Annotated in this window: 8 protein-coding genes; 1 reads left to right on the top strand and 7 read right to left on the bottom strand. The window is 70.1% G+C overall.

Features of this window, described 5'->3' with window-relative positions; translation table 11 throughout:
• Positions 1-47: 47 nt before the first annotated feature.
• Genes ACAM42_RS13660 through ACAM42_RS13635 form a run of 6 tightly spaced genes read right to left on the bottom strand, consistent with a single transcriptional unit; the run spans position 48 to position 5,497 of the window.
• Complete coding sequence (locus ACAM42_RS13660; RefSeq protein ID WP_369632325.1) at positions 48-824, bottom strand: alpha/beta fold hydrolase; 777 nt, start codon at positions 822-824, stop codon at positions 48-50.
• A complete protein-coding gene (locus tag ACAM42_RS13655) occupies positions 821-2,062 on the bottom strand; it encodes a multidrug effflux MFS transporter (protein WP_369632324.1) in 1,242 nt (413 codons plus the stop codon). The genes ACAM42_RS13660 and ACAM42_RS13655 overlap by 4 nt, the downstream gene beginning before the upstream one ends.
• The gene (locus tag ACAM42_RS13650; RefSeq protein WP_095947412.1) at positions 2,059-2,484 is read right to left on the bottom strand and encodes a carboxymuconolactone decarboxylase family protein; all 426 of its coding nucleotides are present in this window, start codon (positions 2,482-2,484) and stop codon (positions 2,059-2,061) included. Before ACAM42_RS13650 ends, ACAM42_RS13655 begins: the two co-directional genes overlap by 4 nt.
• Positions 2,481-3,695 (bottom strand): 3-carboxy-cis,cis-muconate cycloisomerase, encoded by a 1,215-nt coding sequence (pcaB, locus tag ACAM42_RS13645; RefSeq protein ID WP_369632323.1) that lies wholly within the window; start codon positions 3,693-3,695, stop codon positions 2,481-2,483. Before pcaB ends, ACAM42_RS13650 begins: the two co-directional genes overlap by 4 nt.
• A 14-nt stretch (positions 3,696-3,709) precedes the next feature.
• Positions 3,710-4,543 (bottom strand): shikimate dehydrogenase, encoded by an 834-nt coding sequence (locus tag ACAM42_RS13640; RefSeq protein WP_369632322.1) that lies wholly within the window; start codon positions 4,541-4,543, stop codon positions 3,710-3,712.
• Positions 4,544-4,573: 30 nt separating this feature from the next.
• The gene (locus ACAM42_RS13635; RefSeq protein ID WP_369632321.1) at positions 4,574-5,497 is read right to left on the bottom strand and encodes a shikimate dehydrogenase; all 924 of its coding nucleotides are present in this window, start codon (positions 5,495-5,497) and stop codon (positions 4,574-4,576) included.
• A 199-nt stretch (positions 5,498-5,696) separates the two neighbouring features.
• Here ACAM42_RS13635 and ACAM42_RS13630 point away from each other — a divergent pair, with 199 nt between their 5' ends.
• Entirely contained in the window at positions 5,697-6,491 is a 795-nt protein-coding gene (locus ACAM42_RS13630) for an IclR family transcriptional regulator C-terminal domain-containing protein (RefSeq protein ID WP_369632320.1), read from the top strand.
• A gap of 89 nt (positions 6,492-6,580) precedes the next feature.
• Here ACAM42_RS13630 and ACAM42_RS13625 read toward each other — a convergent pair whose 3' ends face one another.
• Positions 6,581-13,561: an autotransporter outer membrane beta-barrel domain-containing protein gene (locus ACAM42_RS13625; protein WP_369632319.1), complete on the bottom strand. Its 6,981-nt coding sequence runs from the start codon at positions 13,559-13,561 to the stop codon at positions 6,581-6,583.
• Between the last annotated feature and the right edge of the window lie 49 nt (positions 13,562-13,610).

Below are 13,610 nucleotides of genomic sequence, written 5' to 3'. Positions count from 1 at the left end.
ATAGGGGTTACACCTAGCCCGCACGGGGGTGCGGGCCGGGCGTTTTTTCAGAGGCTGCGCCAGTAATCGATCAGCATCTGCGCGAACTCGACCGGGCGCTCCACCGCGCTCAGGTGCGCGGCGTCGATGGTCGCCAGCCGCGCGCCCGGGATCTGCGCCACCATGGACTCGGACATGGCCAGGGGCGTGGCCTCGTCCTGCAGCCCGCCGATCACCAGCGTGGGCGTGGCGATGCGGCGGTTGCTGTCGCGGAAGTCGATGGCGGCCACGGCGTTGCAGCTCTCGATGTAGCCCTGCGCGTCGGTGCGCACCAGCGTGTCGTGCAAGGTGCGCGCGGCCACCGCGCCCTCGGGCGTGGCGGCGTAGGCCGGCGTGAGCCAGCGCGCCACGGCGCCCGAGGCGATGGCGGCCACGCCCTTGGCGGCCACGGTTTCCGCGCGCAGGCGCCACGGGGCCTGGTCGGGGTAGTGCGCGGCCGAGTTGGCGATCACCACGGTCCTGAGCTGCGCGGCGTGCCGCACCGCCAGCGCCTGCGCGGTCATGCCGCCCATCGACAGGCCCACGAAATGCACGGGCTCGCCGCCCGTCTCGCGCGCGATCAGCTCGGACGCGTCCTGCGCCAGCGTTTCCACGCGCAGCACGCCGGGCACCACCTCGGAGCCCCCGTGGTTGCGGTGGTCGTAGCGGATCACCGTGTGGGCACGCGCGAGCTGCGCGGCCACGCCGTCCCACATGTGCAGATCGCAGCCGAGCGCATGGCTGAGCACGACGAAGGGGCCGTCGCCTTCGCGCACGACATTCAGGCGGGGGGAGGAAGTGGTCATGGTGTGGAGTCCTTCAGCGGAGAGGATGGAGAAGCAGGTTGCGCAAGGCGCGGCAGCCACAGGAACGCGATGGCCAGCAGCACGGTGCCGGCCATCAGCATCGGCACCACCATCGGCCAGGCGCCGTACGAAAAACGCGTGTCGACAAACAGCGCGGCGACCTGCCCCACGCAGAACGCGACCATCATCATGCCGAAACCCGACCACGACACGGCACGCCCCGCCAGGTGCGGCAGGTCGCCCACGGCGCCGGCCTGCCCGCAGGGCTGGTGGATGCCATGGCCGAGGCAGTACACGGCGTGGCCCGCCAGCAGCGGCACCGCGCTGTGCGGCATCAGCCAGCAGCCCAGCGCCTGGATCAAGGCGCCCGTGATGCTCAGCACTGCGCCCAACCGCACGGTGCGCATCGGCCCGAAACGGCGCAGCAGGCTGCGGCACATCGTGGTGCTGAAGATGTAGACCAGCGAGCCGCCGGCCGGAATCCAGCCGTACCACGCGGGCGACCAGCCGAGGTAGCCGATGTAGACCATCGGCGAGAGCAGCAGGAAGCAGAACAGCCCGCCATAGGTGGTCGCCGCCACCGAGGCCCAGGCGCGGAACGAACGGCTCGCGAACACCGCGCGCGTGCTGCCGCGCGGTGCGGACGATTCGCCCGTCATCGGTCGGCGCGTTTCATCGAACGAACGCCAGCACAGCGCGAACAGCGCCAGCGAATAGACCGCCATCGCGACCATCACCCAGCGCCAGCCCGCGCCCTGCACCAGCCAGGCGCCCAACAGCGGCGCCACCAGCCCGACCATGCCCAGGCCCGTGAGGCCCCGCGCCATGACGTGCGGGCCCTCGTGCGCCGGATACAGGTCGCGCACCGCGGCGCGTGAGCACACGAGAATCGCCGCCATCGAAAAACCCTGCAGCGTGCGCCAGCCCGCGAGCACCGCCACGCTGCCCGCAAAGGCACCGCCGAAAGCCGCGACCACATAACAGGCCAGCCCCGCCAGCAGCACCGGCCGTCGGCCGAAGCGGTCGGCCAGCGGGCCGCACAGCAGCTGCGCAAAGCCGAAGGCCAGCACGAACAGCGTGAGGCTGGTGCTGGCCGAACCGAGTTCGCCGGCGATGGCGGGCAGCGCCGGCAGGTAGCTGTCGGTCGCGACCGGCTGCGCCGCAAGCAGCAGCGGCAACAGCAGCGTGAAGCCGACGTCGAAGCGGCCCTTGCCGCCCCGGCCTTCCGTCGCGCTCACTGCGCCGCCACTGGCGGCAGCAGGCCCTTCTCGCGCAGGATGTTCGTCGCGATGCCGAAGGCGTGGTTGGCCACCGGCACGCCGCAGTAGATCGCGGCCATCATGATCACTTCCTTGATCTCGTCGGGCGTGAGGCGCGACTCGGGCGGGCCGTCGAGCGCGGCGCGCACGTGCATGGCGAACTCTTCGTACGCATGGATGCCCAGCATCATCGACAGCACCATGAAGCGGCGCGTCTTGTCGCCCAGCGCGGGGCGGCCCCAGATGTCGTTCCACGCGTGGCGCGTGATGAGCTCCTGAAATTCGGCGTTGAAGCCGTTGCGGTTGGCGAGCGACTTGTCGACCCAGGCGTCGCCGAGCACGCGGCGGCGGTTGACGAGGCCGTCTTCGTAAGGATTGCTCGGGGTGTCGGGGGCGGTCATGGCGAGAGTTCCTTGTCGGATGAGAGTTGGGCTTGCAGGGCTTTCACCTCTGCCACAGCGATGTGCCCCGCATTCACGGCGAGCGCGGGGTCGAACCATTCGTCGGCCGCGTCGCGCGGCAGCTCGGCGCGCAGCCGGTCGATGTTGGCGCGCATGCGCGCGGCGTCGACCTGCAGGCCGGGCAAGGCGCCGGCCATGGCGCGCACGCTGCCGTGCGCCGACATCAACAGCTGCGGCCATTCGGCCAGCTCGGCCTGCCAGGCGCCGAGCGCGCGCTCGTGCTGCTGCGGCATGGCGCCGAGCAAGGCCGCCACGCGCTGCGGCGCGCGGTGCGCGGCGGCGATGGCGACCATCGAGGCCACGGGGTTGCGCTTGTGCGGCATCGCCGACGAGCCGCCGCGCCCGGGTTCGCTGGGCTCGGCGACCTCGGCCACTTCGTACTGGCCGAGCAGCGAAATGTCGACCGCGACCTTGCCCAGGCTGCCCGTGAGCAGACCGAGTTCGCAGCCGAGCGCGACCCATTCGTCACGCTGCGTGTGCCACGTGGCGCCGGGGTCGCCCAGGCCGAGTTCCTTGGCCATGCGCTGGCGCACCGCGGCGCCCTGCCCCTTCATCTGCGCCAGCGTGCCGACGGCGCCGCCGAGCTGCAGCTGCAGCGCGTGCTTCGCGGCGGCGCGCAGGCGGGTGCGGCTGCGCACCAGCGGCGCGGCCCAGCCGGCGCACTTGAAGCCGAAGCTGGTGACCGAGGCCGGCTGCATCAGCGTGCGCGCGAGCATCGGCGTGTCGGCGTGCTGCACCGCCAGGCGCAGCAGTGCGTCGGCGGCCTTGGCCAGGTCGGCCTCGACCAGCGCGACGGCTTCGCGCGTGACCAGCGCCATCGCGCTGTCGATCACGTCCTGGCTGGTGCTGCCGAAGTGCACGAAGGGCACCGCCTCGGCATTGAACAGGCCCACGGCCTCGCGCAGTGCCTTCACCAGCGGGATGGCGACGCTGCCTGCGCGTCCGCTCTCGCGCACGATCTTGGCCACGTCGAACAGCTCGACCTTGCAGCTGCCGACGATCGAATGCGCGGCGCTCTCGGGAATCAGCCCCTCGGCCGCCTGCGCGCGCGCGAGCGCGGCCTCGAAGCGCAGCATGGCGTCGACGAAGGCGCGGTCGCTGAAGGCGCCCAGCGTCTCGGAGGTGGAAAGGAAGCCTTCAAAAATGCTCATGCGTATTCCGATGTCTAGTATTTCAATTGCGCGACGGCGCGCAGTTCTTCGGGCGAGGCGGTGCCGAAGCCGAAGAACTCGAGGTAGGCCGGGATCATCTCGAACAGCATGTCGGTGCCGACCTGCACCTGGCAGCCCTTGGCCTTGGCGGCCTGCAGCAGCGGCGTGTATTCGGTCTTCATGACGACCTCGCCGACGAAGGTGTCGGGCGCGATGCGGTCCACGTCGAAGGGCAGCGGGTCGCTGTCCTTCATGCCCAGCGGCGTGGCGTTGACGACCACGTCGTAGCCCGCCGGGTCCTTCGAGCCGGTGGTGACCTTCATCTGCGGATAGTGTTCGCGCAGCCGCGCGGCCAGTGCCTGCGCCGAGGTGTCGCTCATGTCGAACAGCATCAGCTCGGCCGCGCCGGCCGCCGCGATCGATGCCGCAATGGCCGACCCGACGCCGCCCGTGCCCGACACCAGCACGCGCGTGCCCTTGAACAGGCGGCCCTTGCGCTCCACGCCGCGCACGAAGCCCGCGCCGTCGAACTGGTCGCCCAGCAGGCTGCCGTCGGGCCGCTTGAGCACGGCGTTGCAGGCGCCCGCGACGCGCGCGGTGGGCGTGACCTCGTCGACCAGCGACATCGTCGTGACCTTGTGCGGCATCGTGACCAATGCGCCGCGCAGGTTCGAGAACTTGAAGATCTGCGCGAGCGACGCCGCGTAGTCCTCGGGCTTCACGCCCATGGGCACCACGACCGCGTCGATGCCCTGCTTGTCGAACCAGGGGTTGTAGATCATCGGCGCCTTGAAGGCCTCGGTGGGGTAGCCGATGTGGGCGATGAGCGTGGTCTTGCCGGAGATCATGGGAGTCGTCTTGTTCAGGAAGGTGCGGGGTCAGGCCACGCTCGGGGATTGGTAGCGCAGGGGCATTGCGATCTCGGCGTGCATCGCCGGCGGATAGATGAGCTCGCGCAAAAAGTCGGCGTCGGCCTGCATCGCATCGGCCGCGTCGATGTGGCCGAAGTAGCGGAAGTAGTGCGGCATCTGCTGCACCAGCATCTCGAAGCCGGCCTGTGCGTTGAGCCCGCGCGCACGCGCCGCACGCACCAGCGGCGTGGGCTGGTTGCGCAGCAGGATGTCGAACAGCGCCGCGTGGGGTTCCATGCGCGCCACGTCCAGCGGCAGCGCGTCGTCTTCGGCCAGGCCCAGCGGCGTGGCGTTGATCACGAGGTCGTAGCCCTCGGGCGCGTTGCTGTCGACCGCGACCACGGTCGCATCGAAGAAGGCGTCGAGCTTGGCGGCCACGCCTGCTGCCTTGCCGGAGGCGGTGTCGAAGAGGGCGATGTGCTCGGCGCCGTTCACCGTGCCGCCTTCGGCCAGCGCCACGCCGATGGCGGCGGCGCTCACGCCCGCGCCGAGGATCAGCACGCGCTTGCCGCGGAACGGCACGTTGCAGCGGTCGAGCGCGCCGATCAGGCCTTCGCCGTCGAACAGGTCGCCCTCGAGCTGGTCGCCCTCGGTGCGGCGCACCACGTTGACCGAGCCCGCCACGCGGCCGAACAGGCCGCAGCCGTCGAGCAGGTCGACCACGCGCGGCTTGTGCGGCGGCGCGATCACCATGCCGCGCACATTGCGCGCCAGGAAGGCCGACTTCATGAACACCGCGAAGTCGCGCACCGGCACCTGCATGGGCACCAGCACCGCGTCGATGCCGTAGCGCGCGAAGGCCGCGTTGAACATGCGCGGCAGCCGCACGTTGCGGACCGGGTCGCCGGGGATGAGGTAGGCCTGGGTGCTGCCGGTGATGAAAGGGCTCATGGGCGTGCTTCCGTTCGTCAATCGCTCGTTTCGGGGCGGAACAGCGGGCTTTATAGTCCCTTCGCGCGCAGCCTGCTGGCACATTGGGCGTCAAACGTTCGATAATCGATCTTTCAAGTTCGTCAATCGATCAAATTGCGGGTTTTTACTTAGCCATTCGGCCCCCGTTGCCGCGCCGGACGCGGGCACACTTCCGCCCATGAACAGCACCAGCCCCGACGACTCGACGCCGCCCGCCGGCCTGGACAAGCGCGACTGGATCGCCGGTCTGGAGCGCGGCGTGAGCATCATCGAGGCCTTCGACGACGCCAACCCGCGCCTCACGGCCAGCCAGGCTGGCCAGCGCACGAACATGACGCGCACCGCCGCGCGGCGCTACCTGCTCACCCTGCAGCACATGGGCTACGTGGCCAGCGACGGCAAGCTCTTCTGGCTCACGCCGCGCGTGCTGCGCCTGGGGCAGTCGTACCTCGAGTCGGCCCGCCTGCCGCGCGTGGTGCAGCCCTTCTTGCAGCGCGTGGCGGCCGGCACCAACGAGATCGCGTACCTCAGCGTGATGGACGGCGACGAGGTGGTCTACATCGCGCGCAACGGTCCCAACCGCAGCATGAGCACCGGCTACGTGCTGGGTGCGCGCGTGCCCGCGCAGGTGACGGCCTCGGGCATGCTGATGCTGGCGCTGCGCAGCGACGCCGAGCTGAACGGCTGGCTGGCCACGCGCCAGCTCACGGTGTTCACCTCGCACACCATCGCGAGCATGGAGCGCATGAAGCTCGAGCTGGCACGCATCCGCGCCCAGGGCTGGGCGCTGTCGGAGCAGCAGCTCGACCTGAACTCGCGCGGCATCGCCGTGCCGCTGCGCGACCGCCACGGCACGCTGGTGGGCGCGCTCAACATCACGATGCCGATGGGGCACGAGAGTTCGGAAGACGCGGTGGCCCGCGTGCTGCCGGTGCTGCGCGAGACGGCGCAGGCGATGCGCAACCTGATCTGAGCTGAACCGGTGGCGCGTCGGCCGTGCCGACGCTTTCTTTCGAAGCGGTCGCGACAGGCAGTTCCGCCGCGCCGCCTCACGTCACCTGCTCACCACTTCACTCGCACGCCCGCCGCCGCATTGATGGAGCTGCCCACCCGCGCCCCGCCACCCGTGGCCCACTGCTTGCCGAGTTCGCCGTAGAGGCTCGTGCGCTGGCTCACCGCCAGCGTGAAGCCCGCAGCCAGCTCGGTGCTGGTGCCACCAATCGGCGCGCCGACAGGCGTGATGGCCGCCGGGTTCACGAAGCGAGCAACGTCGTTGCCCTTGGCGCTGCGATAGACATTCAGGCGCGCATAGGGCTGCAGCGTGCCGGCGCCGGTCGCGAAGCTGCCCTTGATGCGAACGCCCGCGCGGCCGATCCAGCCGCTGTCCGCGTCCTGCTGCACGAGTGCGCCCGGGATGGACACGTCGTCAAGCCGCAGCCGTTGATGGATCAGCTGCAGTTGCGGCTCCACCGACCAGCCGCTCGCACCGATCGCGAAGGCCTTGCCTACTTCGATCGATGCCAGGAAGCTGTTGCCCTTGCCCGAGACGCCCGCACTCAGGAGCGGCTGCACCGTGTAGCGGTGGCGACCGGCCTGCAGCACCGCATCGGCATAGAAGCCATCCTCAGTGGTGAAGGTGCCGTAGAGACCCAGGTATTGGCTGCGCAGATCGTTGCTGCCTGCGGCGGTGTTCAGAAGGCCGCCGCTGAAGCCGCTCGTGCGGGCGTTGCCGTCGAGTTGGCCCACGTAGATGCCCGCGCGCCAATCCGGGTTGGCCCACAGGTCGGTGCCGGCCTGCAGTCCGGTCAGACGGCCCTCGCCGTGCGGCGAGACGGTGCCGCCCTGGCGGATGTCCATGTCGGTGGAGATCAGCCGGCCCCAGGCGCGACGGTTATTGCCGTCGGTGCCCGGCGTTGCTCCCGCACCGCCGCGCACATCGTCGTCGCCGACGCGTTGGCTGCGGCTCGCGAGCATGCCCAGGTTGCCCTGGCGCAGCTGATGGGGCAGCGCCGCGAACAGCGAAGCCTCGGCGCGGTAGGTCGGCAGCCCAGCACCGCCGGAAGTGCCTGGAACGCCCGGAGCGCCCAGTTCGGCCTCGGTGCGCAGATACCAGTTCTCGCCACCGCCGCTGGCGTCGCCCGCGTACAGCCGGTACTCGAAGGCCCCGGCATCGACATGGCCGCCCGAGAGCACGAAGGCGTCCTTGGTGGTCTGCGCGGTGGTGGTCGCGCCGTTGCGTGCACTGATCAGCTCGATACCCGCGCCGCTGGTGCGTGCGCCCAGGCCGCCGAGGTTGGACACCTGCACCGTCGTGCGACCACTCGCGCTGGCGGCAGCACCGTCGAGCACGAGGCGGTCGGCGGTGCCGGGGTTGTCCAGCTTCGTGGCCAGGCGCAGCACGCCGTTGCTGCCGACGTAGGGCCCGGTCAGCGTGAGCGTGGTGCCGGGCGTGCTGCCCAGCAGCGAGACGGTGCCTGCGTTGTTCAGGCCTGCCATCTGCTGGCTGAAGCCCGCCAGGTCGAGCGTGGCGCCGCTGGCCACCACGCCGCTCGACGCAGCGCTGAAGGCGTTGGCCGCGCCGGCCTTGAGCATGCCTGCGACCACGCGGGTCTCGCCGCTGTAGCTGGCCGTGCCTGCGAGCGTGAGCGTGCCTGCTCCGACCTTCACGAGCGAACCGCCGGCGCCGCTGATGGCGCCAGAGATCGTGCTGTCGCTGCCGACTGCGCCGGTGGTCAGCGCCTTCGCGCCGAGCACCACGTCGCCCGCGCCGCCGAGCGAGCCGATGCTCGCACCGGTGGTGGCCAGGTCGATGTGCACTTGCGCGCCGGCCGCATTGGTCACCGTGGCGCTGGCGGCATTCGCACCGTCCTGCAGCCGCAGCGTGCCCTGGTTGGCGATGGTGAGCATGCCCGCATCGGCCTTGCCGCCGAACTGCAGCGCCGCGCCCGGGGCGATGCTGACCGCGCCCGTGCCCAGCGCGCCGCTGGTGTCGGTGGCGAGCGTGCCCGCATCGACCAGCGTGCCGCCGCTGTAGCTGTTGGCACTGGCCAGCGTCAGCGTGCCGGCGCCGATCTTGCGCAGCTTGCCGGTGCCGCTCATCACGCCGGCGTAGGTGCCAGCGGTCTTGTCCTGATCGAACGCGACCTCAGCGTTGTTGACGATGTTGCCCTGCAGGCTGGTGGCGCTGCCCTGCAGCACGCCGCCCTTCACGGTGGTGCCACCGGTGTAGGTGTTGATACCGCCGAGGATCAGCCGACCCGCATCTTCCTTCGAGATGCCGCCTGCGCCCGAGAGCGCGACATTCACCGTGGCGGTCATGGCCGCGCCCCCGGCCATGCCGTCGCCCACGCGCACCACCGAGTTGGCGTTGTCCAGCGTGAGGCCGTCGCCCTGGACCGTGTAGCCGTCGACCGCGAACTGCGCGCCCGCGATGCGCACCGCGCCACCGGCCCCGTCGACCGTCACGGTGCCGGCCTTGCCCCCGAACACCGCGAACTGGCCCTGCGCCCAGTTGGCGTTGAGCTTGCCGTCCACGTCGGTCCAGCCGTCCTTCGAGGGCTGGGGGTTGCCCGCGCGCCAGGTGCCGCTGCCGCCGGCCACCTGGTTGTCGTGGTACTTGGTGCTGTCGCCGCCGTCCCAGAATTTCAGCTCAAGGCCCGCGCGGTTGACCAGGTTGACCTGGTTCGCCACCGAGGTCTGCACCTGCAGGTCGGCCAGCTTGGCGCCGGCCGGTACGGTGCCGATGTCCAGGCCGAAGTCGGTCAGCGTGCCGCCGTAGCTCATGAGGCGATACAGGCCCGGTCCGAACGTGCCGCCGGCCGACTGCGCGATGTTCAGCGTGCCGTTCAGCTGCAGGTTGCCCGCGACATCGATCAGGTCGTTGAGCGCGCCACCGGGCACGCCGGCCTGGCCGAGTTCGTAGTTCAGCGTGGCGCCGCCGCCCAGTGCGAGCGCGCCGAGCGTCAGCGTGCCGGGGCTGTTGCCCGCGGCGAGGATGCCGCCGTCGGCGACGAAGACCGCGCCCGCGATCGTGCCGCTGCCCGCGAGCGTGGCGCCCGTCCGCACCTGCACGCCACCCGTGCCCGTGGCGCTGCCGCTCTTGTTGTTCACGCTCAACGTGCCGCCAGTTACCTGGGTGCCGCCGGTGTAGGTGTTGGCGCCCGTCAGCGTGAGCGTGCCGCCGCCTTCCTTGATGATCGAGCCGCCGGCACCGCCGGTGCCGCTGATCGTGCCCGACAAGGTGCTGTCGCCGCCGCTGCCGCCGAGCGTGAGTGCGCTGCCGCCGAGCACCAGATCGCCCGCGCCGCTGAGCGAACCGAAGCTCACGCCGATGACCGCCTGGTCGATGCGCACCTGCGCGCCGGCCTGGTTGATCACCGTGGCCTTGTCGGCCGAGGCGTAGTCGGCAAAGTCCAGCACCCCGCCCGCGGCGTTGGTGATGGTCGACGTGCCGGCGCTTGCCTTTGTCTGGAAGCGCACCGAGCCCTGGTTGTAGATGGCCGCGCCGCCCGCATCGGCGTTGATGCCGAACAGCAGCCTGCCGGGGGCCGCGACGCTCACCGGGCCGCTGCCCAGGGCGCCGGTGACATCGGTGGAGAGCAAGCCGCCATCGACGAAGGTGCCGCCCGTGTAGCTGTTCGCGCTGCCCAGCAGCAGAATGCCGCCGCCGATCTTGCGCAGCCGGCCGCTGCCGCTCATCGCGCCGTTATAGGAACCGACGACGAACAGGTTCGGGTCGAAGACGACCTCCGCGTTGTTGACGATGTTGCCTCGCAGGCTCAGCGTGTCGCCCACCAGCACGCCGGCCTTGACGGTGGTGCCGCCGGTGTAGCTGCTGGTGCCGCGCAGCACCAGCGTGCCCACGTCGTCCTTGACCAGGCCGCCCGTGCCGGTGAGCGCGACATTCATCGTCGCGCTGCGCGCGGTGTCGATGCCCGAGCCATCGCCCACGCGCACCACCGTGCCCGAGGCGCCGAGTTCGATCGCATCGCCCTGCACCACATAGCCATCGGCCGCGAACTGCGCGCCGATGATGCGCACCGTGCCGCCCGCGTTGCTGACATTGACGGTGCCGCCCGTGCCGCCGAACACCGCGACCTGGTCCTGTGCCCACGCCGCGTTGATCTTGCCGTCGGTGCCGGTCCAGCCGTCGCCGGGCACGCCCACGCGCCAGGTGCCCGCGCCGCCGGCGATCTTGCCGTCGTTGTACTTGCCGGCGTCGCCGCCGTCCCAGAATTTCAGCTCGAGGCCCGCGCGGTTGACCAGGTTGACCTGCTGGGCCACCGAGGTCTGCACCTGAAGGTCTGTGGCCGCAACCGGCACGCTGCCGATGTCCAAGCCGTTGTTGGTGAGCGTGCCGGTGTAGTCGATCAGGCGGTAAATGCCCGCACCGAACTGGCCGCCCTTGGACTGCGCCACGTTGAGCGTGCCGTCCAGCAGCAGGTTGCCGTTGACCTTGACCAGGTCGTTGAGCGAACCGCCGTCAGTGCCGGCCTGGCCGAGGTCGTAGTTGAGCACCGCGCCCTCGAAGAGGCTCAAGCTGCCGAGCGTCAGCGTGCCGGCACCACCATTGCCGGCCGACAGCACGCCGGCCTTGGAGATGGTGACCGCGCCCGCGATGCTGCCGTTGCCCGCCAGCGTCCCGCCGCCGAACACTCGCACCGCGCCGCTGCCGGTCGCACTGCCGCTCACGTTGTTCACGTTCAGCGTGCCGGCTGCGATGGTGGTGCCGCCGGTATAGGTATTGGCGCCGCTCAACGTGAGCGTGCCTGCGCCCACCTTGACGATCGAGCCGCCTGTGCCCGAACCTGGCTGCGAGAAGATGCTGCCCTTGTCGCTGACGGTGCCCGAGATCGTGTCGTTGCGGCCCAGGCCGCCGAGCGCGAGCTGCGTGGCGCCCAGGACGACGGCGCCGCCACCCGAAACCGCACCGAGTTCAAGCGGGGGCTTGCCCGTCGCGCCCGACACGTCGAGCGTGGCGCCTGTGGCGTTGGCGACCGAGGCACTCGTGCCCGTCGCGGCATCGACGAAGCGCACCAGCCCGCCGGCCGTGTTGACGATCTGCGCACTGCCGGCCGTGGACGTCTGGCCGAAGGCCAACAGGCTGTTGCTTCCGTTGGTGATCGTCGCCGTCCCGGCGCTGGCGCTCTCGAAGAAGTTGATCGCCCCGCCCGCGTTGGTGATGGTCGATGCATCGGCACTTGAATTGCCGCCAAACTGCAACGCGTTCGCGCCGCCCATCTGCCAGGTCGCACCATTGAGCGTGATCTTCGAGGAAGCGGCCGTGGCGCCCTGGGCGAACGACAGCGTGTTGCCGCTGTCCCCGCCTGCGGCGCGGCCCACCGTGTACGCGTTGCCGCCGGCGCTCGCCTTGTCGCTGAAGATCAACTGCGAGCCGACGCCCTGCTGCTGCACCGCGCCGCTTCCGAACACGCCGCTCACGGTGGTGAAGATGCTCACGCGGTCCTGCAGCACCGTGCCGCCGCTGTAGTTGTTGGCCCCCATGAGGCTCAGGGAGCCGCCCTTGCCAGTGACGGTGAGCGAACCGTTGCCGGTGATGGCGCCGGCCACGCCGAAGAAGTTGTCGCCCAGATCGATCGTGCCACCGCCGGAGCCGAGCGCGACGTTGCGCATGCTGAAGGACGGCGCGGAACCCGCGGCGATGCGCAGGGTGCCACCATCCAGCGCCAGGCCCGTGCCGAACGCGCCGAGGTTGGCGTCGCCCGATATCTGCAGGATGCCGCCCTTGATCGTCGTGCCGCCGAAGAAGTTGTTGTTGCCCCTCAGCGTGAGCGTGCCGGCGCCGTTCTTGATGAGGCCACCGATGCCGCTGACGGTGCCGCCCAACGTGAAGTTGTTGTTGCCCTGCACGGTCAGGCTGCCGACAAGGTTCACGTTCTGGGCCAGCGTGAGGCCGTTCGCCGCGGCCTGGATCGCGCCGCCGTTGCCCATCAGCGTGCCGGTGCCGAAGGCGCCTGCATCATCGAAGATCGCGACGCCGCCGTTGAGCAGGGCGCTGCCGCTGACCACCGGGCCGTTCAGGGTCCAGGTGCCGCTGTTGACCTGGAGGTTCTCGAAGTTCAGGTACTGCGCGGCCTTGATCTCGCCCGAGCCAGCACCACCGCCGGCGTTGCGCAGCACCAACGTGTCGGTGCCACCAACGCCCGCATCGACCGTGCCGGCGGCCGCGAAGTTCAGCGTGCCGCCCGACGGCGCCGCCACCGCAGTGGCCGGCACCAAGCTCGGTCCGCCGTTGATGGACGAGCCGGTGGCCGCGATGAAGGTATCGTTGCGCGCCCCGGTGCCGAGCGAAACGCTGCCGTTGATCGTGCCCGCGTTGGTGAAACTGTTGCCGCTGGAAGTCGGGCTCTCGAACGCGATGCGGCCGGTGATCGTGCCGGTGTTCACCATGTTGATCTGGCCGCCACCATAGACGGCGACCACCGCTGCATCGGCCTCGGCCAGTGTCGCTTTGGCGATAGCCCCGGTGGTCATCGTTCCGTTGTTGGTGATCGTCGTGATGCCGCCGCCGCCGTTCTGCAGCGCGAGCGCCAGGCCGGCCAGGCCGACGGACGCATCCCTGGTGCCACTGATCGTCCCGTTGTTGATGACGGTGGCCGTACTGGCCCCGCCGTTGCCCATCACGACGCCCGTGGACAGGTTCGCGGTGCCGTTGCCGAACAGCAGCGGATCGATCTGGCCGTTGTTCGTGAGCTTGATGTCGGAACCCGTCAGCGTCATTGCGCTGCCGCTTCCACCCGGCAGCACGCCGACGGTCGCCCCGGCGTTCACCGTGACGTTCAGGTTGCTGGCGCCGTTCGCATAGTCCGGCGCCAGCAGGGGGGCGGCACCGTCGCAGGTCACGTCGTTGAATGCAACCGTGCACACCGCCTGCGCCGGAAAGAAGCTGGTCGCCAAAAACGCGAGCGCAGCGCCCGCCACTGTCGCCGTGCCGCTGCCCTTGCCGCAGCCCTTCGCCAGTTCCGATGCAACGCGAAACCGGCCCAGACGACGGTCGAAGATCACGCGGTAGATGTGGTTCACAAGTCTCTCCTCCAATTTTGTAAACCGATGTTATCTAGCCGATGAACTC

Source organism: Variovorax sp. V35 (assembly GCF_041154465.1).
GTDB classification, from domain to species: Bacteria; Pseudomonadota; Gammaproteobacteria; order Burkholderiales; family Burkholderiaceae_C; genus Variovorax; species Variovorax boronicumulans.
Note: the sequence above shows the minus strand (reverse complement) of the source record. Positions and strands in the feature narration are given on the sequence as shown.

Coding starts and splice junctions, on each gene's coding strand:
- ACAM42_RS13660 (WP_369632325.1), bottom strand. CDS start 824: ATGACCACTTCCTCCCCCCGCCTGAATGTCGTGCGCGAAGGCGACGGC.
- ACAM42_RS13650 (WP_095947412.1), bottom strand. CDS start 2,484: ATGACCGCCCCCGACACCCCGAGCAATCCTTACGAAGACGGCCTCGTC.
- pcaB (WP_369632323.1), bottom strand. CDS start 3,695: ATGAGCATTTTTGAAGGCTTCCTTTCCACCTCCGAGACGCTGGGCGCC.
- ACAM42_RS13640 (WP_369632322.1), bottom strand. CDS start 4,543: ATGATCTCCGGCAAGACCACGCTCATCGCCCACATCGGCTACCCCACC.
- ACAM42_RS13635 (WP_369632321.1), bottom strand. CDS start 5,497: ATGAGCCCTTTCATCACCGGCAGCACCCAGGCCTACCTCATCCCCGGC.
- ACAM42_RS13630 (WP_369632320.1), top strand. CDS start 5,697: ATGAACAGCACCAGCCCCGACGACTCGACGCCGCCCGCCGGCCTGGAC.